This is a genomic window from Bradyrhizobium sp. USDA 4452, assembly GCF_054063575.1.
Genome location: NZ_JBSSGK010000001.1, coordinates 3,525,271 through 3,547,583, shown reverse-complemented (window position 1 = coordinate 3,547,583; position 22,313 = coordinate 3,525,271). Strand labels below are relative to the sequence as shown.

The following is a 22,313-nucleotide window of genomic DNA, read 5'->3' as shown; positions in this document are numbered from 1 at the left end:
TTTGGAAAGCTGCTTAGCCTCGTACAGCATTCGGACGAAAATGTTGCTGCGCCTGTGAAACGCTGTGCCATCTCGAATTTCCCTAGAGGACCTCAAAGATGGCACTTAAGTTCGGCTTCTGGTCGGAGCAAGAAACCCAGGTCGGGCAGAGCTACGCTCGCCGGCTTCATGAACTGGTCGACGAGGTGCGCCTCGCAGAAAAGATGGGGTTCGACAGCGTCGCGCTATCCGAGCAGCACGTCGCACTCGGCGGCATCTCGAGCTCCGCCCCCGAAGTGGTCTACGGCTACCTTGCCGCGGTTACATCGCGCGTGAAGCTGCGGTCCGCGGTGACCCTGATGCCGCAGAAGATCAATCACGCCTTGCGATCGGCGGAACGGCTGGCCGTTACCGATATTCTGTCGCACGGCCGCATGGAGTTCTATGCCGGCCGCGCCAACACGACCATCGCCATGCGGGCCTTCAACGTCGACCCGAATGAAACGCTCCCCCAAATGGAGGAAGGTCTCGCGCTGCTCAAGAAATCGATGCGCGAGGATATCTTCACTTTCGAAGGCAAGTATTACCAGATTCCGCCGCGAATGCTGGTTCCGAAGCCGCTTCAGAAGCCCCATCCAGTGATCGGCATCGCCGCCACAAGCGAACGTAGTCATAGCTGGGCAGGCTCCGAAGGGTTCGCCCTGCTGAGCAGCAACATCTACCAAGGGTGGGACTATCAAGCCAGGTTGATCAACACCTACCGTAAAGCCTGGAAGCGCGATGAGCGCGGTCCGCTCGATCGCTCTCGCATCGGCCTCCCGCTCTTCTTTGGCATTGGTTCCACGGACCAGAAGGGCGAAGGACGACTACGCTGAGCCTTTGATGCACTACGCCCGGATAGCGACCGACGCTTATCCCCGCTTGGCGAAACTCTCCGATGACTATGCATATATGAGCGAAAGCCAGCCGGCGGCGGAACGCGCCGGAAAGGATTGGGACTACCTGCTCAACGAGTCGGCGACCACCGTTTGCGGGAGTCCGGACACCGTCATCCGTCAGCTCGAGAAATGCGAGGCGTTAGGCATTGATGAAGTTCTGCTTCACCTCGATTCGGTGAACCATGAAAAGATCATGGAGGCGATCGAAATGTGCGGTCGCTACGTAATTCCGCACTTCAACGACAAAAACAACGTGGTGCGACCAACCGAGGAAATCCTCGACAAGATCCGCGCCATGCGGCCTCAAAAGTAGTTCCAGGACAACAGGACGGAAAAGACCAATGTCACAGCACAGCTACAAATATCTGATCGTCGAGAAGCGCGCGAGCGGCGCTGCCGTTGTCACGATGAACCGGCCGGAGATCCTCAACGCCATCAATTGGGACATGCACGAGGAGCTCGAGCGGGTTTTCGTCGAACTGGATCACGACAAGGGCGTTCGCGCGATCGTGCTGACTGGAGCGGGGCGTGGCTTCTGTTCGGGCGGCGATCAAAAATCGCTCGACAAGGGTCCGCTGCCGTCGCCAACGAGGAGCGGACGCTATCTGGTTCGCAACATGCTCGAGGTCGAGGTGCCGATCGTGGCGGCGGTCAACGGTGTTGCCGTCGGGCTCGGGGCGACGCTTGCTCTGTTTTGCGATGTCATTTTCGCAAATCCGACCGCGCGATTTGCGGATACGCATGTAACGGCGGGTGTGGTCGCGGGCGACGGCGGCGCGGTGATCTGGCCGCTGCTGATGGGGCCGGTGCGCGCGAAGCACTACCTGATGACGGGTGAGTTCATCTCTGCCGAGAAGGCCGCCGCCATGGGCATGATCAAGGAGGTCGTTTCGGGAAGGGACGTCAAGGACGCGGCGATCGAATACGCCGAGATGCTTGCAAGCGGCCCGCGGGAGTCGATCATCTGGACGAAGTACAGCGTCAACAAGATCATCAAGCAGTACGCGCATCTGGTACTCGACACCTCGGGCGCGCTGGAGATGCTGACCTTCGCGCTGCCCGAGCGCCGCGAAGCCGTCGCCGCCTTCGCTGAGAAGCGAAAGCGCTTCGCGGAGCGGTGACATGGACGTCGAATCCATCACGTCCGGAGCTCAACTCGTCGATGTGACCATTCCGCAGCTCCTGAACGCGCGACGGACGGAGCGGGCCGAGGCGGTCGCCTACAAGCAAAAGCGTCGCGGCGGATGGATCGCCGTGACGTGGAGGCAGTATTCGGATCAGGTGGCCAATCTGGCAGCCGCCCTGCAGCAGGCCGGGTTCGAGCGCGGTGATCGTGCGGCCATCATGGGGGATGTGTCCCAGGAATGGCTTCTCGCCGACATGGCAACGATCTGCGCTGGTGGCGTCATGGTCGGCGTGTACTTCACCTCGTCGGCGGAGGAAGTCGGCTATTACCTGGGTGATTCCGGCGCCTCCTTCATCTTTGTCGGCAGTGAGCTTCAACTCGGCATCGTCATGGCGTCCGGCCAGGCCGAACAGTTACGGAAGATCATCGTGCTGGATCCGGATTGGAATTGGGGCGATGCGGCGGCGAACGTCGTTTCTCTCAAGGACTTTTGCGGCACGACCTCGGTCGACGCCGATGGATTTCTTCGTAAGCAGGCTACGCAAGCGAAGGCGAGCGGTCTGGTCAGCATCGGATACACGTCAGGCACGACCGGCTTTCCGAAGGGCGCGATGCTGACCCACCTGTCGCTGCTTGCCGGTGCGCACAGCGTGACGACGTTCAGCCCCCGGATGCGTTCCGACACGCACCGCGTCGTCGTGCATCTGCCGATGTCGCATACGGTCGCGCGCGCGCAGGCAACGACCTTGCCTTTGCTCGCGCGGATGGTGCCGCATTTCGGCGCGACCAGCATGGAGTTCGCCCAGACGATCAAGGACGTGAAGCCGACATATTTCACGGCGCCGCCCCGCTTCTATCAGCGGTTTGCCACACAGATCCTGAGCAAGGTCCATTCCGGATCCGCGAAGCAGAAGCAGGACTATCAATTTGCGATGACGATCGCCCGCAAGGCGCTCGACGACCGCCAGGCCGGCGGCACGCCGGATCCCCTGATATCGGCCTTGTTCGCCGTGTGCCAGGACCAGATCTTCCGTCCGCTGCTTGCTGAAGTCGGGCTCGAAGAGCTCGCGATCACCTACACATCGTCGGCTGCGATGCCTTCCGAACTCATGTCGCTCTGGCAGCTTTGGGGGCTGCAGCTGAAGGAATGTTACGGCCAGACCGAGTTGGTCGGAGCCAATCTGGTGCAGATGGCGGAATAGCCGGAAGCCGGCACGGTTGGCGTGCCCGTGCAAGATGCGGCCTGGGAGACAGCGGTTCTCGAGGACGGAGAGATGATTGTCCGGGGCCCGGGGCTCTTCGTCGGGTACTGGAACAAGCCAGAGGAAACAAAGTCGGCTCTGCGCGACGGCTGGCTTTACACCGGAGACATCGTGGATATCGGCCCGACAGGCCTCTTCAAGCTGGTCGATCAAAAAAAAGAGATCATCAACACGTCCAACGGAAAATCCATCAGCCCGACGCAGATCGAGAATGAAATCCGGCACAGTCCGTTCATCTCCGAAGCCGCGGTGATCGGGGAAGGAAAGAAGTATCTCACTGCGTTGATCGAAGTCGACGCTGTTGCGACGATGGAGTGGGCGCGATCGCGGGACCTTCAGATCGCGCAGTACGCGGATCTGGCAAATTCCGAAATCGTCGTCCGGATGATCGAAGGAAAGATCGGCAAGGCCAACAGCAAATTGGCCAGAGCCGAGCAGATCAAGGCCTTCCGGATCCTGCCGGAAGAACTGTCTCCGGAGAACGGCGTGATGACGCCGACCAGGAAGAAGCGCCGGAGGCAAATTATCGAAAGATATCGATCGTTGATCGATACGCTTTACGACGAGAGTGAAGACGAACTGGTCAAGGCCGAGATGAAAATGTGATTTGAAGGGGCGCGTCTGCTGCGAGATGCGCGCCGCCCGAAATCGAGCGTTGTGATTTGATCGCCGCAATATTCATGAAGCCGACTGAGGAGAATGTCACATGCAGAATCGCAACGAAAGTAGCCTGACGCGTCGTGCATTGCTGGGCAGTGGCGTCGGTGCCGCCGCCGGCCTCGTGTCGTGGCCGGCAAAGGCAAACGCTACAGGCAAGGTACGGGTCGGCGCGATCAATCCGAGCAGCGGGGTACTGGCGTTTCCTGGCCAGGCCTGTGTGCGCGGCATCGATGCCGGCGCGAAGTTCGCCAAGGAGAAATTCGGAATAGACATGGAAATCATCCATGCCGATACGCAAAGCAGGCCGGAGAACGGGCGGATTGCCGCCGAGAATCTGATCCGGCAAGGCTGCACGGTGCTCATCGGGGCTTGGGACTCCGGCGCAACGATATCCGCGCTGCAGGCCGCGGAAGCCGCGAAGGTCCCGATGGTGGTGCATATCGCGACCGCGACCCAGGTGACTTCACAGGGATTCACCCAGGTCTTTCGCTACTGCCCCACGTCGCTGACGATCGTCAGGAAGTCCCTGGCCGAATTGAAGTCGCTGTTGTCGCCGCTCAAGGATATGCCGACGAGCGCGGCGATCATGCATCTCAACAACACCATGGGGCAATCGACCGCGGCCAGCATCGATCAGGCTTGGAAGGAGGTCGATGTCTCTCTGAAGATTGCGCAGTACATCCCATACGACGAGAAGGCCAGGGATCTCTCGGTTGAGGTGGCGAAGGCGAAAGCCTCCGGCGCCGACGCGCTGATATCGGTGACGCGTGTTAACGATGCCATTATGATCATCCGGGAATGCGTCAAGCAAGGGTGGAATCCCAAATTGATCTTCTCGCCGATTCGAATGGCGTGCAAGACAAGGCATATTACGACGCATTGGGCAAATACGGTGACGGCGCGGTACTGTCGACGTTGTGGTACAACCCGAAGGCGCCGGACGCCGCAGCGATCTTCAAGCGTTTTGCAGCTGACTATCCAAATGACTGGCTCGATGCAAATTCAGGGGCTGGTTTCGAAGCCGTGCAGATCGTTGCGGATGCCGTCAGCCGCGCGGGCTCTTCCGAATCGGGGGCGATCCATGCCGCGCTCAAGGCAACCGATATGACGCCGATCCTGATGTCGACCGGCAGGATCAAGTTCGATGCCAGCGGCCAGAACATGGGGGGTGATGTGACGATGCTGCAGGGACAGAACGGAAGGCCTCGCGTGGTAGCGCCGCAAGCCGCGGCCGAAGCAACCCTTCAGTACCCGCTGGCGCCGTTCAACTCGAGGTAAGGACCTGAGTTGCGGCTCGGAAGACAGAGCCGCATGCGGGGCGGAGGGCCTATGCCGGCAACTCGTGACCGACGAAGCTGGACCGCTCGGCGAGGAAGCGACGAGGGCTCTTGCCCATCGTCTTCTTGAACATGGTGATGAAGGCGCTGGGCGTTTCATAGCCCAGATCGAGCGAGACCGCCTGGACGGAAGATCCGGCCGACAGGCGCTGCAGCGCGACAAGGATGTGAAGACGCTGCCGCCAGCGTCCGAATGTCATTCCGGTTTCCTTCAATACCGGCGGGCGAATGTGCGCTCGCTCATGGCGTATCGAGCAGCTAACTCGTCGACTGTGCTCCGATCGGCAGGATCATTGAGAAGCGATGCGGCAAGATGCTGAAGTCGACTATCGGTGGAGAACGGCAGATACATCTGCTCGGTCGTCATCCGCACCAGTTCGTCGAGCAGGACGCGCCCGAGTCGGCTTGTCGGTCCCTCCATCGGATACAAGGGTGGAAATACCGACAATCGATGGATCAACTCGCGGACCAGCGACGATATCGTGAACGTGCAGCATGTGGTTGGAAGCGCACTCGCCTGCGGATCGATGAAGACGACGTAGACCTTTCCGGCGTCCGACATGCAGTTGCTGTGCAGGACTCCGGCGGGTATCCATACAGCACCCTGTGGCGGAACGATCCATAGTCCTCCCGGAGCGCGGCACATGACCGATCCATGAGAGGCCACCACCAGCTGCCCCTTCTTGTGCGAATGAAGCGGCAGTTCGTCGTTCCCCTGACCTGTCTCGATGGACATGGAGATAATCGGTCGGTCGAACTGGTCTGGATCGATCGGATCGTAATTGATCCGAATGTCCGGCAAGCTCATTCGGGCAAAGCCGTGGTCCGTTTCAACAGCGGGTGACTTGTGCATTGAATTCGCTCATGGAAACCGCAGTTCCAATTTGTTGGGCGGCGATAACTCCGACGGAGGGTTCCTTCATAGGATAGCTCTTTGACAGGTGATCGTCACGGGAAAGTAGGGCGAAGGAGAGGATGCCGCGGCAGAGGACTGAATGTGGGCCGCCCGTCGCGGAGGCGAGGCGATTTGCCCGCGACGGCTGCGGTCGCCGCTCGGCGTCATGCGTGCGGGCGTGGATAGCCTCTGTCGAGCAAGTTCGCGCGTTATTGCAAGGCCCGTAGCAAGCGCTGATGCGTGGGAATCTGGCCACGATGTTCGGCATCAGCAACTATAGAACGATCTCAATCAGGCGAGGGCCGCGATTGCTCATCGCGCTGCCGAACTGGCTTGCGAATTCCTCGATCGATGTTGCGCGCGTTTGTCACCGCGCCGGCGTTGACCAGCGCGTCCAACAACTTGAGCTAGAAGCCCCGGCGCGACTAGCGGTCTGTCGTCGACCGCCCGTAGTCGGCCGGCCAGTCGCACCCAGCGGCAGCCGACCTTCAGCACGTGCAGAATGCCGGAGTCACACGGCGATCATTGACACGCCTGGCGCCCGGTTGGTTCTTCGGCAGATGCGACTCGATCGTCGCCCACGCCTGGTCCGACAGCCCAAGAGCGCCACGCCTCACTTCCCGCAATCCACGCTGCATGTGAATCAGGAAAGCCACTGCAACTCACCCTCTGATTGCGTTTGAGCCTTAGCGTGCTGGTTGCGCCTCCCCCTGGCGCCATGGCTGAAAGCTTCGAAACGGCGGAGAACGCGTTCAAGGGCATGCTCCGCAACAAACCCGCGAATACCTTCCAGCCCGATCGTAGCCGCGGGTTCCGCCCGCCGCATCATCCGACGCTCGACATCTTCTATCGTGCTGTCAGAGATTCCGTGCCGGGCAAGCGCCAGTCCCAGTTCGGCCGCATCCTGCAACGCGAGATTCACGCCCTCGCCACCGAACGGCGCCATGACATGCGCGGCATCCCCGATCAGCGTCACGCCATGATGGTGTGGCCACGTGAATCCGGCGGGCAACCCCACGATCGGACGTTGAATGGGCAGTTCATCGAACGCCTCGACAAACCGGAGCAGCGATGGCGCCCAGCCTTGCAAGAGGTTTCTCATATCGCAGCGGGCCGTCTCGACGGAGCCGAGGTTCACAGGGCCAGGCAACAGGTCTTTTTCCGGTACGGGTAGCATAAGGTAGATGTGGATTTCGCCACGGCTACTGCGCTGGGCCATCAAGCCCCGATGACGTCCGATCGCACTGAACTTCCCGCGTGGTAGCATCGCAGCAAGGTCAGGGTGCCGCTCGTCGACCGAGGTGATGCGGATATCATAGGCGACAACGCCTGAATAAGCGGGCTTCACTGCCGTCAGCAGCGGCCGGACCCTCGACCATGCACCATCCGCGCCGACGACGAGATCGAAAGTGCCGAGCAGGCTCGCTTCGTCCATCACATCGAAACGCCCCGTCGCTTTCTCACTGATCTCGACGACCTTCACGCCCCAGCGCACGACGTCTGTGTCCAAGCTGTCGAGCAGGATTTGGCGCAACTGGCTGCGATCAATCTCCGGCCTGGTGCCTGAGCCGAAGTCGGGCTCCTCGAAGCGCTTCCTACCATGCTCATCGTAGATGGCGCCGCCCTGATGGTCATATCGGGCAAGTTCGCGGAAGCGGTCATGGAGGCCGGCCACTTTCAGCGCCCATTGACCCGATGGCTCGTGAATATCGAGCGAGCCGCCCTGTTGACGCTCGAACGTACGCGCTTCGCGTTCGAACACTGTGGCAGCCACGCCATGATGCTGAAGGACGCGAGCGAGCATCAGTCCGCCCGGCCCGCCGCCGATAATGGCGATCCCTCCCTTTTGCATGTTCGGCCTCTTGGGTTAGAAACATAGGCCTCTATATATCAATATAGGTCCCTATGCAATGAGAGGTGATCGGTGAAGCAAGATGGCTGGAATCCCAGTGAATCGCCGACGATGCTGGTGACACGCTGCGCGCATCTTCTCGCACGGCAGAACGACAGCAGGTTTAGAGCGCTTGGGATAAGCGTCAATCAGCTACCTGTGCTCGTGCAACTCAAGGACGGCAGTAGCCGGACGCAGGGCGAACTGACTCGCTTTGCCGGCATCGAACAGCCCAGCATGGCGGAGTTGCTGCGGCGGATGGAACGCGACGGGCTGGTGGTGCGAGAGCCTAACCCGACCGACCGGCGGAGCAGCCTCATAAAGCTGGCCGATCATGTCTTCAATCAGATCGGCGCCGCCCGCGCCGCCCTGACGGAGACCAGCAACATGGCGCTCGAAGGCTTCTCGACCGAGGAGACTGAACTGCTGGTCGGGCTGCTACGGCGCATAATAGCGAACCTCGGCGACGACGATCGATGGTTCACCGACGCCGCCAAGCGATCCGGGCCGCAGCCGACATGATGGCCACGAGATGTTGCTGCTTATCGGGCCAACATCGCCTTATCTGACAGCCGGTACATTCCCGTCGCGCGAAGCGTATCAACGCGAGGCTGAAGACCGCTCCAAAGGTGAAAGGTCTCTTAATAAATATGGCTCCGAGACGCCGAATACAAAAGCAAGTGAGATATCACGCGAAGATCTATATGAGATGGTCTGGGCTAACCGGCGCATTTCGGCGGCGATAGCGCATTCCGAAATGGCGCACCCCGACCCGATTCGAACTTGTAGCCTCGACCTTCGGAGGGCAACGGTCCTATGCTCCCAATCGCGGAACGATTTGTTCAATCGCAAGAATCGGGTGTTGCGAGCGCGGGATTTGAACCTCGCCAGGGGTTCGAATAAGCGTGGTTCGAATAAGCGGCGGGTTCCGGCGAGCCATAAGGACGCTTCCCAGAGAGCTGGGCTGCCCGCCAAGCGGGGCTCTCCCGCGTTGTGGAATTCGCGATGACCTCCGCCACTGTGCCAAGCGCTCACGCCACCATACTAAGAACAAACAACGGTTCGTCGTGTCGGTGATTGCGTATGATTCTCTCCCTGGGCACCAACCCGTCCACCGACACTTTGCCCGGCACATGCCTTCGGAGAGGCAGCGCTCGGGCTTGTGTAGACAATCAGAGCTTCTTCCGTTTTATGATTGACATCGGCGACTGCCGCTCACAGTCAAGCCGCTTCTCCGGCGAGATCGTAGCGCAATGCGCGTGTTCTTTTTGGGCGCTTCCTGCCCAGTAATGCGCGCGCAAAGGCGTTCCATTTCTTCATGGCGGCCCGTTTCTCCGGCATATAATTCCAACGATCGTAGCTTTTCGAACTGACATCTTGGAGCGTGTGGTTCTGCAGCCGATCGCGAATTTCTTTGGATAGGCCAGCCTGTCCAGCCAGTGTCTTCCAAGTTCTGCGCAAATCCCTATTGGTCACGACGGGGATCACCTCGCGTTCGCGTTGCCGCCACATGAAGGAGTAGAGCGTGCCATGGCTGACGGGCTTGGTTGGATCTGTCGCAGAGGGGAAAAACCAGCCGTGCGAATTCGGCTTGATAGACTCAATCAACTCTGCCGCGATCTCAGGGACAGGAATAGCGTGCGGCTTACCGTTCTTGGTCTTGGACCAGTCAATGATCTGCTGCTTGGCGTCCCATTGGTTGACATGCAGACGAGCGATTTCCTCAACTCGCTGCCCGGTGAGCATAAGTATGCGCACTGCACGCGTGTAGGGCGGATGCACTGGCGCGTTAGGGCATTCGAGCCAACGGTAAAGACGCACGAATTCTTCTTGATCGAGCCAGCGCGTTCCGACTTTCTTGGGCTCAGTGGGGATGCCAGCAGCGGGATTGTATGCGAGCCGAAAACGCCGTTGCGCCGTGCTCCGGTAATCGTGCTCCGATTTCATGCCCCAGCTATATGCAGATCGAATGTAGCTTCGAACATGGTCCGCCATCGAGCGTTTGCCTCGGTCATAGATCGGTCGGATCAGATCCGTGATTTCCTCCGGCTCGATCTCCCTAGCCGGGCGATTTCGGCCAAGAGTATCCGCGATTTTGTTGAGGCCTTTCTCTGCTTCCTTCCAAGACGATTTTCCGGATGCTTTTAAGTACGCAACATACGCCTCGAAGAGATCGGCCACCGTGCCCGGGCGAGTGTCGCCGGCAATCTTGATGCTGCGGCCCTTCTGGATCATGTCGGCGAAGTCGCGCGTAAAAACATCCCGCGCCTTGCTGAGCGATAGGGAAGGATACGATCCGAGCTTCTTTTTGACGCGTTTCCCATCCCGCCACTGTTGAACCATCCAGTCAGCCGTGACACGGGTGGGCATGGGCTTCATGACTAGAACAAGACGCCCGGTGCCGTGTCCCTCACCATCGACGAGGCTTCCCTGTTTGCCAGTCTGCTCCACTTCTTTAAGAGCGCGACGTATTTCTCCGTCAGTAAGGCTTGGCACTGGCTCTCCAATCGGGTCTCAAGTGGGGTCGCTAGGCGGATAGCAGGGGGCGGCGACTGGGGTCGCAACGGCAGCGAATCCCCCTAGAAACAGCCCCCAATATGCCACGCTATCCGGCGGCACGACAAGCCAGAAAATCCTATGATTTAAGGGGTCTGGGCGTGATCGAGCGTTATCAAGAACCATCGAGTGGGATGGTTATGCACCAGGATCAGCGCGGTCGCGGACAATTCCAGCGCGCGCTTGATCACCTCGCGGGGGTAGACCGGCGTGTGATCGACGGTGCCGGTCTGCTGCACCTCGTCGGCGATCAGCTGGTTGCGCTTGTCGAGGAACAGCAGGCGGAACTGCTCCTTGTCGGCGAACGCCATGCCGGTGCGGCAATAGGCGATGACGTCGTTCCACGACGACAGCGCGATGTTGCGCTTGATCTCGCCCTTGGCGATCCGCCCCGCGGCCGCAGCGAGCAGCTTGATCTGGTTGATCGAGGCATCCTTGACGCCCTCGACCTCGCGCAGCCGCGCCACCGGCGCGTGCACGACTTCGGCGAACGAGCCGAACTTCTTCAATAGCGCTTTCGCCAACGGCTTGGTGTCGCGGCGCGGGATGGCCGCGAACAGCGCCATCTCCAGCAGCTCATAATCGGTCAGCGCGTCCGGCCCCGCCGCATAGAAGCGCTCGCGCAGCCGCTCGCGATGGCCGTGATAATGCGGCGTCTCGTCGGCCTCGTCGTGGCTGGCAGGCTTGGCGGGCATCGGCCACAACCATGCCGTGCCTGCCGCGATTTGCAAGAGCCGATGCAATGTCCGGTTTGCCACGATACGACGGGCGAATTACCGTGGGCTGCAACGTTCAGGATCAAGAAGGGGAGCGGCGTGACACCGTTCAAGGTGATCCGCGCACGCGCCGAGAAGCGCAAGGGCGGGCCGAAGGCGTTGGAGAAACTGCTGCGGCCGCCGGCCGGCGCCAAGGCGCTGGCCAAGCTCGGCGACGACCGCGTGCTCGCCGAGATGACCAAGCGCGTGTTCTGCGCGGGTTTTGCCTGGAGCGTGATCGACGCCAAATGGCCGGGCTTCGAGGAGGCGTTCCTGGGCTTTCAGCCCGCTAAGCTCGCCTTCAAATCAGATGAATTCTGGGAGAAACTGACCAGCGACGTCAGGATCGTGCGCAACGGCGCCAAGATCATGTCGGTGCGCGACAATGGCCGCTTCGTACAGGAGATCGCGCGCGAGCACGGTAGTTTCGGCAAATTCCTCAGCGCCTGGCCGTCATCGGATGAGGTCGGGCTGCTGGACCTGCTCGCCAAGCGCGGCAGCCGGCTCGGCGGTAACACCGGGCAGATGCTGCTGCGTTTTCTCGGCTGGGACGGCTTCGTCACCTCGCGCGACGTCGTTGCCTGCCTGCGCGATGCCGGGCTCGACATTGCCGAGGAGGTCAAGTCGAAGCGCGATCTCGCCAAGGTGCAGGCGCAGTTCAATGCCTGGGCCGAGGAGACCGGGCTGTCCTATCTGCATCTGTCGCGGATCTGCGCGATGTCGGTCGGCGAGAACCACACGGCGGAGGAGATCGTCGCGCGGACGCGGAGCGACTATTGAATCTCGTCGAGGATCACACCTGCACCCACGGCTTCTCGCCGTGGCGCTCGGACAGCGTGAAGATCTCGACGCCGTCGGCGGTGACGCCGACCGAGTGCTCGAACTGCGCCGACAGCGAACGGTCGCGGGTCACCGCGGTCCAGCCGTCGGACAGGATCTTCACATGCGGCTTGCCGAGATTGATCATCGGCTCGATGGTGAAGAACATGCCGGGCTTCAGCGGCGCGCCTTCGCCGGGGCGGCCGATATGGATGATGTTCGGCTCGTCGTGGAACAGGCGGCCGAGGCCGTGGCCGCAGAAGTCGCGCACCACGCTCATGCCTTGCGGCTCGACGAAGCTCTGGATGGCGTGGCCGATATCGCCGGTGGTGGCGCCGGGCTTGACGGCGGCAATGCCGCGCATCATCGCCTCATAGGTCACCTCGATCAGCCGCTCGGCCTTTCGCGCGATGGCGCCGATCGCATACATGCGGCTCGAGTCGCCGTACCAGCCGTCGACGATGAAGGTGACGTCGACATTGACGATGTCGCCTTCCTTCAGCGGCCGGTCGCCCGGCATGCCGTGGCAGACCACGTGATTGATCGAGGTGCAGGTCGAGTAGCGGTAGCCGCGATACATCAGCGTCGCCGGGTAGGCGCCGTGGTCGAAGGCGAACTTGCGGACGAACTCGTCGATGACCGAGGTCGGGACGCCCGGCTTGACGATGTCGGTGAGCGCGTCGAGGCATTTCGACACCAGCGCGCCCGCCTTGCGCATGCCGGCGAAGCCGCTCGGTCCGTGCAGCTTGATCTGGCCGGTCTTGCGAAGCGAGGTGTCGGTGGCGTCGATATAGCTCATGGGCGGGATGTTTCTGCGGGCAAGGGGCTGATTTCAGGCCCTAATTTAATGATCGGCGCGCGAGGTGCAAGCCAAGCTTGGGCATGGGGACAATGCTCAAACGGCTTGATTTTCCGGTCAAATCCGGAACAGGAGCGGCCGCTTGCCCGAAAAGGCCGCACGGGGGCGCTAGCTGGAGACCTCGACCACGCTCTCGACCGGAAGCGCGCCGCCGCGGATCCGGAGTTCCCGGACCGGGTAGGGCACCTTGATGCCCTGCTGCTTGAAGGCGTCCCACAGCGACAGCATGACGTCGCTCTTCACACCGTCCATGCCATCAGGGTCGGCGATCCAGAAGGTCAGCGAGAACTTCATGCCGAGCTCGGCGAATTCGGTCAGGATGCAGTTCGGCGGTTTGCCCTTGAGCGCGCGGGCGTGGGCTGTCGCGATGGTGATCGCGAGCTTGCAGACCAGCCTCGGATCGGCGTCGTAATTGGTGGCGAAGGCGATCTTCACCAGCGTGTTCTTGTCGGTGTAGGTCCAGTTGGTGACCTTCTGCGTCACCAAATCCTCGTTCGGGATCAGGAACTCGCGGCCGTCGCCGGCGGCAACCGAGATGTAGCGGGTCTTCATCGCGCTGATCCGGCCCTGGCTGTCGCCGATGGTGACGAGGTCGCCCGGCTTCACCGACTTGTCGACCAGCAGGATGATGCCCGAGATGAAGTTGGCGACGATCTTCTGCAGGCCGAAACCGATGCCGACGCCGACCGCGCCGGACAGCACCGCCAGCGCCGACAGGTTGATCCCGACCGCGCTCAAGGCAATGGCGACCGCGATCACCATCAGGCCGATGCGAATGATCTTGACCAGCAACACCTGGATCGACGGGGTCAGGTCGGTCGAGCGCGTGATCTGGCCGTCGATGAAATTGCTGGCGATATTGCTCAGCCACAGCGCCAGGATCAGCACCGCGCCGGCCTTGATCAGCAGCAGCGGCGTCAGCCGCAGGCCGCCCACGATGACCGCGAACGAATCCAGCGTATCGGCCGCCCAGTCGAGCTGGCCGATGATGCTCAGCGCGGCGACCACCCAGGCCGCGATCGAGACCAGTTTGACGATGAAGGCATTGTCGATCACCGAGGTCACGAGGCGGATCACGAGCCAGGCCAGCGCCAGCTTGGCGGACACCGCGATCAGATAGCTGCGGCTCGGCCAGGTCGCGTGCCACATCACGATGCGCGAGATCACCATCAACACCGCGAACACCGCGGTCGAGGCGCTCGATACCATCACGCGGGCAAAGTGCCGGAGCGGCAGCGGCCAGCGGCTCGCCAGCGACGACATGTTGACCCGCGCATGAATGGCGGTATCGGCGGCGTAGGCAAGGCCCGCGGCGACGAGGATGATGCCGAACTGCAGATAGAACCAGGGCGAAGCGATCTCGGCCCCGACCGAGCGCGCGGCCATTTGGATCGATTCCAGGACGTCCTTCCAGCTCATGTCCATCGGCAAAATCTCAACTTGCAGCGCGGGTCAGGCAAACGTGATTCGAAGGTGCAGCCAGAATCCCACAATGGCGCGCACCCGACCATCGATACACCACAGTGTGGAGGCGACCTAGGGGCGAGGTGACCGGGCACATTGCCGCTTCGGACAGAAATCGGTTGGCGTCCCAGTGTCGCGACGATAAGGATGCAATTGCAAGTATTTGAGACCTCCCAAGTCCTTGAGACCTCCAAAGGCGCATGGCATCCCTCGACTCCGTCAGTATAGCGATCCTGCTCGGTGCGGTGCTGGTGATGGCCGGCATCCTGTCCAGCCTGCTGGCGCTGCGGTTCGGCGCCCCCTTGCTGCTGGTGTTCTTGCTGGTCGGCATGCTGGCGGGCGATTCCGGGCCGGGCCGGCTACAGTTCGACGACGTTCGCACCACCTATCTTGTCGGCTCGGTGGCGCTGGCGCTGATCCTGTTCGACGGCGGGCTGAAGACGCGGTTTGCCAGCATCCGCACCGTGCTGGCGCCCTCGATGATGCTGGCGACCGCCGGCGTGCTGCTGACCGCGCTGATCACGGCGCCGGTCGCCCGCTATGTGCTCGACCTCAACTGGACCGAATCGCTTCTGGTCGGCGCGGTCGTCGCCTCGACCGACGCCGCGGCGGTGTTCCTGCTGGTGCACACCCAGGGCCTGCGCCTGCGCCCGCGCGTCGGCGCGACCTTGGAGGCGGAGTCCGGCACCAACGATCCGTTCGCGATCTTCCTCACCTTGATGCTGGTCGAGTTCATCTCGATCGGCCAGAGCTCGGCCTCGCACATCGCGATGGAGTTCGTCCAGGAGGCCGTGCTCGGCGCCATCATCGGGGTGATCGGCGGCCGGCTGGTGGTGATCGCGCTGAACTACGTCGCGCTGCCGCAGGGCCTGCATGCGCCGTTCGTCACGACAGCGGCGCTCGTGATCTTCGGCGGCTCCCAGATCGTGCATGCCTCGGGATTCCTCGCGGTCTATCTCGCCGGTATCATCATCGGCAACCGGCCGACCCGCGCGCATAATTCGGTGGTGACCTTCCTCGACGCCGCGACCTGGCTGGCCCAGATCGTGATGTTCGTGCTGCTCGGCCCTCCTGGTGTCGCCGCATCGCCTGCTCTCCAGCGCCGGCGGCGCGGTGCTGGTGGCGTTCGCGCTGATGCTGGTGGCGCGGCCGCTGGCGGTGCTGATCTGCCTCGCGCCGTTCAAGTTCAACTGGCGGGAGAAGGTGTTCATCGCCTGGACCGGCTTGCGCGGCGCGGTCGCGATCTTCCTGGCCTCGATCCCGATGCTGGTCGGGCTGTCGAAGGCCTATCTGTATTTCGACGTCGCCTTCGTCGTCGTCATCATCTCGCTGCTGCTGCAGGGCTGGACGCTGGCCCCGGCCGCGCGGCGGCTGCACGTCGCGCTGCCGCGCACCGAACGCGGCCCGCGCCGGGTCGAACTTGATCTGCCCGGCCAGCTCGAGCAGCAGCTGGTCGGCTATCCGGTGCGGCCCAAGAGCCTGTATTTCCGCCGCGGGCTGATCCCGTCCTGGTCGAAGCCGACGCTGGTGATCCGCGATGAACGGATCCTGACGCCGGTCGAAGCTGATCCGGTGGCGCCCGGCGACTACATCTACCTGCTGGCGCCGCCGGAGCGCGCCGAGGCGCTCGATCGCTTCTTCGTCGACATGGCACCGTCAAGCGCGCCCGATCCACACCTGCTCGGCGACTTCATGGTCTCGGGCGAGCACACGCTCGGCGAGCTCGCCGAGATCTACGGCGTCAAGGTCGACGAGCAGCAGGCCAAGCTGACGCTGGCGGATTATTTCGACATCAATCTCGACCGCGCGCCGAAGGAAGGCGCCGAGTTGGCGCTCGACGAGATCGTGCTGGTGGCGCGCAGCATCGGCGGCGGCCGCGTCAATGTCGTGGGCCTGCGCCTGCCGGAGGAAGAGGAGGAGGTCGCACCGCAGACGCGGATGCAGACCGTCCGGCGCAAGCTCGCCGATATCTGGGCGTCGGTCGCCGGCGTCTGAAGCGTTTTCGAGCGAAGTGGATGCCGGTTGGCGCGAAGAAAACGCGTCGGAATAAGACCGGCACCGTCACTGCTTGCGCAGGAAGCTCGAATCCGGCGCGAACTTCTTGATCATGTCGGACAGGCCATCGTCCGCCGGCGGGGCCGGCGGGTCGTTGGACGCAGCGTCTGCTTTGGGCTCATCCTTCAGCTTCTGGCCGGAAATCTCGGCCAGCGCCGCGAGCAGCGTCTCGTCGAGATTATCGGTCGGTGTCTTGGCAGGCGATGTCTTGGCAGGCGATGTCTTGGCAGGCGATGTCTTGGCAGGCGATGTCTTGGCAGGCGGCGTGTTGGCAGGCGGCGTGTTGGCGGGTGGGGCGACGGCGCGGATCTCCGGCTCGCGCTTCAGCGGCGGCTCTGGCGCTGGCTTGGATGCGTCCGCCCGTCTGGCGGCGGCCTCGCTGATGGCGGTGATCAACGATGCTTCGAGGTCGGCGGGCGTCTCGGCCAGCGGCGGCGGCGCCTCGGTGGGCTTCGCGTCCCGGAGGGTACGACCGAACAGCCGTTCCCGCTGGCTCGCCGTCGACGGCCGGCTGTCGGTGGCCTTGCCAGGTTCCTTATTAGGCTCCTTGGCAGGCTTGAAGAGACCCGCGCGTTCGGCGGCGACCCTGGCGGAAGCCTCCTCGACCGTGGCGAGCAGGGACGCTTCCAGCGAAGCAGGATTGCCCGGCGAAGCCACCGGCTTGGCGGCAGGGGCGGTCAGCTGCCTTGGCTCAGGCCTGGGCGGCGGCAGCGGCGGTGGCCGCGATCCTTCGACCGGTGCGGGCGGCGGCGCCGGCTGGCCGTCCCGGGCCCGCGCGATGATGCCGTCGACGATCGCGCCGAGGCGGCTCTTGTCGGGGGCGGCGAGATAGCTCGCCGCGAGCTCATCGACATATTGCGGACCGTAATCGGCCAGCACCTTGGCAAGCTGGGCGAGATCTGGATCGCTCTCGACGAGCCTGCGCCAGGTCTGCTGGTCGTAGGGGGCATCGTCCTTCTTGTCGGGCCAGGCCACCCGGCGTGGCTGGCGCTGCGGCCCGGCGTTCTGGCCGGTGACAGGGTCGAGGGTCGGCGGCTGCAGCCCGGGACTGAGGCGAGGTGGGACGAACCCCCCAGCCCCGGCGGGCACGGCGTCATCCCCGAGGCGTCGGCGGCGCTCGGCGGCCTGCAGCGAGATCAGGCCGATGCCCATCAGCAGAAAGCCGAGGGCGGCCCACGAAATCGTGGCGCACAGCAGCCCGCCGATCAGCAGCAATACCCAGCCAGTCAGTCGCAAAGTGCACCTTTCCCCCATGCCGATCGGGATGTCCCGATCCGGGCCTAGCAGACAAGATGGGCTATCTTATGCCGACTTTCGGAAAAACGGCCAGCCGGGGCGTTTTCGAGCGAAGTGGGCACCGGTTCGCGTGAAGAAAACGCCTTGAGACCAGAACCCAGAGCTACGGCTCTGATTCAATCAGAACCCTAGCTCTAGGTGCCGCCCGTCAACACCTTGACACCGCCAAACGCGGTCACCTGGCCGTGGCGCAGCATCACGATCTGGGTGGCGAGCTGGCGCAGCTCGGCCGCGTCGTGGCTGACATAGACCATCGGGACACCCGCCTCGTCGCGCAACCGCACCAGATAGGGCAGGATCTCCAGCTTGCGGCTCTCGTCGAGCGCGCCCAGCGGCTCGTCCAGCAGCAACAGCCGCGGCTTGGACAGCAGCGCCCGGCCGAGCGCGACGCGCTGGCGCTCGCCGCCGGAGAGCTTTCCGGGGCGGCGGTCGAGCAGGGCGCCGATGTCGAGCAGGTCGATGACGCGCTTGTGCTGCGCGGGATCCTCGGTGAGGCGGTTCATGCGGCGGCCGTAATCGAGGTTCTGCCTGATATCGAGATGCGGAAACAGCCGTGCGTCCTGGAACACGTAGCCGATCCGGCGGCGCCAGGTCGGGACGTGGATGCCGGCGGCGGTATCGTCGACCGTCTCACCGTCGATCACGATGGTGCCGCGATCGGGACGCACCAGGCCTGCGATGGTGTTGATCAGCGAGGTCTTGCCGGAGCCGGACGCCCCGAACAGGCCGGTGACGCGGCCCTCGCTGCTGAACGACGCCGCAAGCGAGAACTCGCCGAGCTGCTTTTGGATGTCGACGCGCAGCATCGCTACTGCCCGTGCAGGCGCGCGGTGGCGCGGCGCGCGAACCATTCCGCGCCGATCAGCGCGCTCATCGCGATCACGATGGAGGTGATCACCAGACGTGCCGCGGCAGTGTCGCCGTCGGGTGTCTGGATCAGCGAATAGATCGCCGACGAAATGGTCTGGGTCTCGCCGGGGATGTTGGAGACGAAGGTGATGGTGGCGCCGAACTCGCCAATCGCCTTGGCAAAGCCGAGCACCATGCCGGCCAGCACGCCCGGCAGCGCCAGCGGCAGCGTCACCGTCGCAAACACCCGCCAGGGCGCGGCGCCGAGCGTCTCGGCGGCCTGTTCGAGGCGGCGGTCGATGGCTTCAATCGACAGCCGGATCGGACGCACCAGCAGCGGAAACGACATCACGCCGCAGGCGAGCGCCGCGCCGGTCCAGCGGAATGCGAACACGATGCCGAGATGGTCGGCCAGCCAGCCGCCGACCAGTCCGCGCTTACCGAAGGTCAGCAGCAGCAGGTAGCCGGTGACGACGGGCGGCAGTACCAGCGGCAGATGCACGGCGGCATCGAGCAGCGACTTGCCCCAGAAATCGCGCCGCGCCAGCAGCCAGGCGAGCGCGATCCCGAACGGGGTCGCCACCAGCGTTGCAATGACGGCGACCCGCAGCGACAGCAGGATCGCCGTCCATTCGGTCGGCGAGATCTCAAACACGCTCAGGTCGTCGGGCTGATCAGGAACTTGAAGCCGTATTTCTCGAGGATCGTCTTCGCGGCGGAAGAACGCAGGAAGGCGAGATAATCGGAGGTCTCGGGCTTGGCGGTCGTGGTCGCCGCGACCGGATAGATGATCGCCGGATGGGTGTCGGCCGGGAAGGTGCCGACGATCTTGACGCCCGGCTCGACCTTGGCGTCGGTCGAATAGACGATGCCGAGCACGGCTTCGCCGCGCGCCACCAGCGTCAATGCGGCGCGCACGCTCTCGGCCATCGCGAATTTCGGCTCCGCGGCCTGCCAGGCGCCGAGCTTCTCGAGCGCGGCCTTGGCGTATTTGCCGACCGGCACCGCCTTGACGTCGCCGGTGGCGATCTTGCCGCCGCCGGCGAGCTTGGCGAGATCGAAGCCAGGTGCGATGTTGACATTGTCGATCTTGGAATCCTTCGGTGCGATCAGCACGATCGAATTGCCGAGCAGGTTGACCCGCGTCGGCTCATTGATGGTCTTCTGCTTGATCGCGTAGTCCATCCAGTCGGTGTCGGCGGAGACGAACACGTCGGCCGGCGCGCCCTGCTCGATCTGCTTTGCCAGTGCCGAGCTCGCGGCATAGCTGGCGCTGATCTTGACGCCGGTCTTGGCGGTGTAGGCGGCATCGATCTCGTCGAGCGCGTTCTTCATCGAGGCCGCGGCAAAAACCGTGAGGGTCTTGTCCTCGGCGCGCGCGGGCGAATGGATCGCACCGAGCAGGATGACGGAGGCAGTGAAAAGTCCGGCGAGCCTTGAAATTGCAAGCCTTGAAATGGAAAGTCGTGACATGGAAGCGCTCCGTGCGAGCTCGCGCGCGAACATGCGCGCGCAAAATCAGGCGTTGGTGAATTCTGGGACGCGACGGACGGAAGCGCTGTTCCGCTGTTCTCCGAAGGACTTACGGTCCTCGGGATATCGCACGGCAAACATAGCAGGCTGGCACTTACGGTAAAGGCGACTGTTTGTCTAACCGTTCGTCCTATTCATCGGACGGCTGGATCGCGATCGACAGCGAATTTTCCCTGGCGCCGGTCACCTGCAGCACGAACGGGCTGGCGGCGAGGTCAAATTTCATGGTCTTGCGGATGCCGTCGCAATCGGTCGCGCCGCTGAATGCCTTCGGCTTCAGGAAATGCCCGTCCTGCACCAGGTCGACCCAGGCGCCGGCCGACAGGCTGACGGTATAGAGCCCGGCCTTCGGCGCCGCCTTGAAGCTGGTGAAGCCGGCGAACGTGCCGTCCTTCGGCGCGCGCTCGGGCGGGCTTGGCAGTTTGGCGTCGCTGGGCGCGACCAGCGCCAGCGTGATCGCGGTCGGCGGCAGTGCGGCCTGTTCGCTGCCCGAGGCGAGCCTGGTGCGATCGGGCGCGGTGAGCGCGGCGCGGGCGCGATCGATCGACCATTTGAACTTGTCGCAGCCGCTCGGCTCTTCCGCCGCGAAGGCGGGAACTGAAACAAGCAGCAGCGATGCGGCGAGGAGCGATTTGCGCATGTCTGGTCCAATGCAATTGTGACGGATGAAAGAGATCAGCGGCCCCGATCCATCGCTCGAACGCGCTTACGGCGCGACGACGCGGGATCATAACGCAGTATAACCCGGCCGGCATAGCCGCCTGACGAAGATGTTATTGCTCTGAATGTTATTGTTTGGCGTCGGGAGCGTTCAGCACCGCTTTGCACTCCGCCGGCATCTGCGCCAGCGTCATCGGCGGGCGAGGTTTCGGCGGCTTCGGCGGTGGCTTCGGATGCAGCACGGAGTCCTTGAACCAGAAGGCGAGATCGGACGGCTTGCAGCCTTCGCCTTCCGTCTGCGGTTTCTGCGCCTCGCATGCCGGGCTGCCAGGCGGACAGCGCATGCGGATGTGGAAGTGATAGTCGTGGCCCCACCACGGCCGGATCTTCGACAGCCAGCTGCGGTCGCCCTTGGCCTCGCGGCACAGCGCCTTCTTGATCGCGGCATTGACGAAGATGCGCTGCACGGCCGGCTCTCGCGCGGCATCGCGGATCACCAGCACGTGAGCCGGCGTGAACACGCGCGGATCGATATCGAGCCGGTCGTCGCGCACCATCATCACTGCCGACATCTCCTCGCGATCCTCGCGTGACAATTTGCGGTCCGGCATCGGCGTCAGCCAGATATCGGCGTCGAGCCCGATCTGGTGGCTGGCATGACCCGACAGCGCGGGGCCGCCGCGCGGCTGGCCGATATCGCCGACCAGGATGCCGGGCCAGCCGGCATCCCTGTGGGCGTTGGCCGCAAGCCGCTTCAACAGCGCGATCATGGCGGGGTGGCCCCAATAGCGGTTGCGCGACAGGCGCATCACCTGCCAGGTGGCGCCGTCGAGCGGCATCTGCGCGGCGCCGGCGAGACAGCCCTTGGTGTAGCCGCCGATCGATTGGGTCGGCAGCGCCGCCGGCAGCATCTTGCGCGCGAACAGCTGCTTCGCCCCGATCGTCGGATCGTTAGGGTTGGCGAGCGGCGGCAATGGCTGCGGATTGAGCGAGCCCTTGTCCTGCGCCCGCGCGGAGATGGTGCAGGCGAGCAGGGTGGCGATCAGGAACGGGATCAGACGCAGGCGGGGTGTCATTCGGATCACTCTGTCTGCGCAAGGCTAACATGGATTCGAGGCAGGCGAACCGCGCTTTCATCCCATTCGCTTGATGTGCGCTGACGATCGACGCGCCGTTGATTTTCATGAGCGCGGTGGTTTCCGTCCGGAGTCGATACGCATGGCCAAACCGCTTTGGCTCGGACTCGAAGGTTGCCCCTGTTCCTTTGCCTGTGCCGCCTTTACCTCGCGATAACCCTGTCACACACTGGCAAACATTGATGCGTCGGACGTGCTTTCTGTGCAATCGCGCGCCGTTTTACCCTTCCTTCACCACACTCC

Annotated in this window: 21 protein-coding genes and 3 pseudogenes; 10 read left to right on the top strand and 14 right to left on the bottom strand. The window is 63.1% G+C overall.

Translation table 11 applies throughout. From position 1 onward, the window contains the following. Positions 1–98: 98 nt before the first annotated feature. The 7 genes and pseudogenes from ACVISU_RS17030 (at position 99) to ACVISU_RS17000 (ending at position 5,243) form a co-directional block, all read left to right on the top strand. Positions 99–854 carry an LLM class flavin-dependent oxidoreductase gene (locus ACVISU_RS17030; RefSeq protein WP_456707676.1) on the top strand — a complete coding sequence of 252 codons (756 nt, stop codon included), beginning with the start codon at positions 99–101 and terminating at the stop codon, positions 852–854. A 7-nt stretch (positions 855–861) separates the two neighbouring features. Beyond that, on the top strand, positions 862–1,230 hold the full coding sequence (locus tag ACVISU_RS17025; RefSeq protein WP_456707675.1) for a hypothetical protein: 369 nt from the start codon (positions 862–864) through the stop codon (positions 1,228–1,230). A 28-nt stretch (positions 1,231–1,258) separates the two neighbouring features. Next, the gene (locus ACVISU_RS17020; RefSeq protein ID WP_456707674.1) at positions 1,259–2,038 is read left to right on the top strand and encodes an enoyl-CoA hydratase/isomerase family protein; all 780 of its coding nucleotides are present in this window, start codon (positions 1,259–1,261) and stop codon (positions 2,036–2,038) included. 1 nt (position 2,039) lies between these two features. Further along, positions 2,040–3,245, top strand: a complete 1,206-nt coding sequence (locus ACVISU_RS17015; RefSeq protein ID WP_456707673.1) for an AMP-binding protein — start codon at positions 2,040–2,042, stop codon at positions 3,243–3,245. 27 nt (positions 3,246–3,272) lie between these two features. Beyond that, entirely contained in the window at positions 3,273–3,911 is a 639-nt protein-coding gene (locus ACVISU_RS17010; RefSeq protein WP_456707672.1) for a hypothetical protein, read from the top strand. Positions 3,912–4,011: 100 nt separating this feature from the next. After that, positions 4,012–4,734: pseudogene (locus ACVISU_RS17005) on the top strand (ABC transporter substrate-binding protein); the annotation flags it as partial. A gap of 29 nt (positions 4,735–4,763) precedes the next feature. Then, positions 4,764–5,243 carry an ABC transporter substrate-binding protein gene (locus ACVISU_RS17000; protein WP_456707671.1) on the top strand — a complete coding sequence of 160 codons (480 nt, stop codon included), beginning with the start codon at positions 4,764–4,766 and terminating at the stop codon, positions 5,241–5,243. A 49-nt stretch (positions 5,244–5,292) separates the two neighbouring features. Here ACVISU_RS17000 and ACVISU_RS16995 read toward each other — a convergent pair whose 3' ends face one another. The 4 genes and pseudogenes from ACVISU_RS16995 to ACVISU_RS16980 all read right to left on the bottom strand — a co-directional run bounded on the left by ACVISU_RS16995 (position 5,293) and on the right by ACVISU_RS16980 (position 8,049). Beyond that, positions 5,293–5,502, bottom strand: a complete 210-nt coding sequence (locus ACVISU_RS16995) for a helix-turn-helix domain-containing protein (protein WP_456707670.1) — start codon at positions 5,500–5,502, stop codon at positions 5,293–5,295. A gap of 11 nt (positions 5,503–5,513) precedes the next feature. Next, positions 5,514–6,155, bottom strand: coding sequence for an AraC family transcriptional regulator (locus tag ACVISU_RS16990; protein WP_456707669.1), 642 nt, complete (start codon positions 6,153–6,155; stop codon positions 5,514–5,516). A 476-nt stretch (positions 6,156–6,631) separates the two neighbouring features. Further along, a pseudogene (locus ACVISU_RS16985) lies at positions 6,632–6,835 on the bottom strand (transposase); the annotation flags it as partial. Between the two features lie 5 nt (positions 6,836–6,840). After that, complete coding sequence (locus ACVISU_RS16980) at positions 6,841–8,049, bottom strand: FAD-dependent oxidoreductase (protein WP_456707668.1); 1,209 nt, start codon at positions 8,047–8,049, stop codon at positions 6,841–6,843. A gap of 72 nt (positions 8,050–8,121) precedes the next feature. Here ACVISU_RS16980 and ACVISU_RS16975 point away from each other — a divergent pair, with 72 nt between their 5' ends. Next, positions 8,122–8,610, top strand: coding sequence for a MarR family winged helix-turn-helix transcriptional regulator (locus tag ACVISU_RS16975; RefSeq protein ID WP_456707667.1), 489 nt, complete (start codon positions 8,122–8,124; stop codon positions 8,608–8,610). A gap of 699 nt (positions 8,611–9,309) precedes the next feature. Here ACVISU_RS16975 and ACVISU_RS16970 read toward each other — a convergent pair. Continuing rightward, complete coding sequence (locus ACVISU_RS16970) at positions 9,310–10,584, bottom strand: tyrosine-type recombinase/integrase (protein WP_456707666.1); 1,275 nt, start codon at positions 10,582–10,584, stop codon at positions 9,310–9,312. Between the two features lie 146 nt (positions 10,585–10,730). After that, positions 10,731–11,339 carry a JAB domain-containing protein gene (locus ACVISU_RS16965; protein ID WP_456707665.1) on the bottom strand — a complete coding sequence of 203 codons (609 nt, stop codon included), beginning with the start codon at positions 11,337–11,339 and terminating at the stop codon, positions 10,731–10,733. Positions 11,340–11,459: 120 nt separating this feature from the next. On the opposite strand from ACVISU_RS16965, the gene ACVISU_RS16960 reads away from it, so the two are divergent. Beyond that, positions 11,460–12,179 carry a DNA-3-methyladenine glycosylase I gene (locus ACVISU_RS16960; RefSeq protein ID WP_050405963.1) on the top strand — a complete coding sequence of 240 codons (720 nt, stop codon included), beginning with the start codon at positions 11,460–11,462 and terminating at the stop codon, positions 12,177–12,179. A gap of 13 nt (positions 12,180–12,192) precedes the next feature. On the opposite strand, the gene map is transcribed toward ACVISU_RS16960, so the two are convergent. Together map and ACVISU_RS16950 are read right to left on the bottom strand one after the other, a co-directional pair. Beyond that, the gene (gene map, locus ACVISU_RS16955) at positions 12,193–13,017 is read right to left on the bottom strand and encodes a type I methionyl aminopeptidase (protein ID WP_050426054.1); all 825 of its coding nucleotides are present in this window, start codon (positions 13,015–13,017) and stop codon (positions 12,193–12,195) included. Between the two features lie 168 nt (positions 13,018–13,185). After that, positions 13,186–14,502 (bottom strand): mechanosensitive ion channel family protein, encoded by a 1,317-nt coding sequence (locus ACVISU_RS16950; protein WP_050405965.1) that lies wholly within the window; start codon positions 14,500–14,502, stop codon positions 13,186–13,188. A 239-nt stretch (positions 14,503–14,741) separates the two neighbouring features. Between ACVISU_RS16950 and ACVISU_RS16945 the strand changes: the two are divergent. Next, positions 14,742–16,536 (top strand): annotated as a pseudogene (locus ACVISU_RS16945) (potassium/proton antiporter). A 66-nt stretch (positions 16,537–16,602) separates the two neighbouring features. On the opposite strand, the gene ACVISU_RS16940 reads toward ACVISU_RS16945, so the two are convergent. The 6 genes from ACVISU_RS16940 to mepA form a co-directional block, all read right to left on the bottom strand. After that, a complete protein-coding gene (locus ACVISU_RS16940; RefSeq protein ID WP_456707664.1) occupies positions 16,603–17,811 on the bottom strand; it encodes a hypothetical protein in 1,209 nt (402 codons plus the stop codon). A gap of 215 nt (positions 17,812–18,026) precedes the next feature. Beyond that, a complete protein-coding gene (gene modC / locus ACVISU_RS16935) occupies positions 18,027–18,698 on the bottom strand; it encodes a molybdenum ABC transporter ATP-binding protein (protein WP_050406019.1) in 672 nt (223 codons plus the stop codon). 2 nt (positions 18,699–18,700) lie between these two features. Continuing rightward, a complete protein-coding gene (modB, locus tag ACVISU_RS16930) occupies positions 18,701–19,396 on the bottom strand; it encodes a molybdate ABC transporter permease subunit (RefSeq protein ID WP_456707663.1) in 696 nt (231 codons plus the stop codon). A gap of 2 nt (positions 19,397–19,398) precedes the next feature. Continuing rightward, on the bottom strand, positions 19,399–20,184 hold the full coding sequence (modA, locus tag ACVISU_RS16925) for a molybdate ABC transporter substrate-binding protein (RefSeq protein WP_456710837.1): 786 nt from the start codon (positions 20,182–20,184) through the stop codon (positions 19,399–19,401). 220 nt (positions 20,185–20,404) lie between these two features. After that, on the bottom strand, positions 20,405–20,914 hold the full coding sequence (locus ACVISU_RS16920; RefSeq protein ID WP_456707662.1) for a hypothetical protein: 510 nt from the start codon (positions 20,912–20,914) through the stop codon (positions 20,405–20,407). A 148-nt stretch (positions 20,915–21,062) separates the two neighbouring features. Then, a complete protein-coding gene (gene mepA / locus ACVISU_RS16915) occupies positions 21,063–22,010 on the bottom strand; it encodes a penicillin-insensitive murein endopeptidase (RefSeq protein WP_456707661.1) in 948 nt (315 codons plus the stop codon). Between the last annotated feature and the right edge of the window lie 303 nt (positions 22,011–22,313).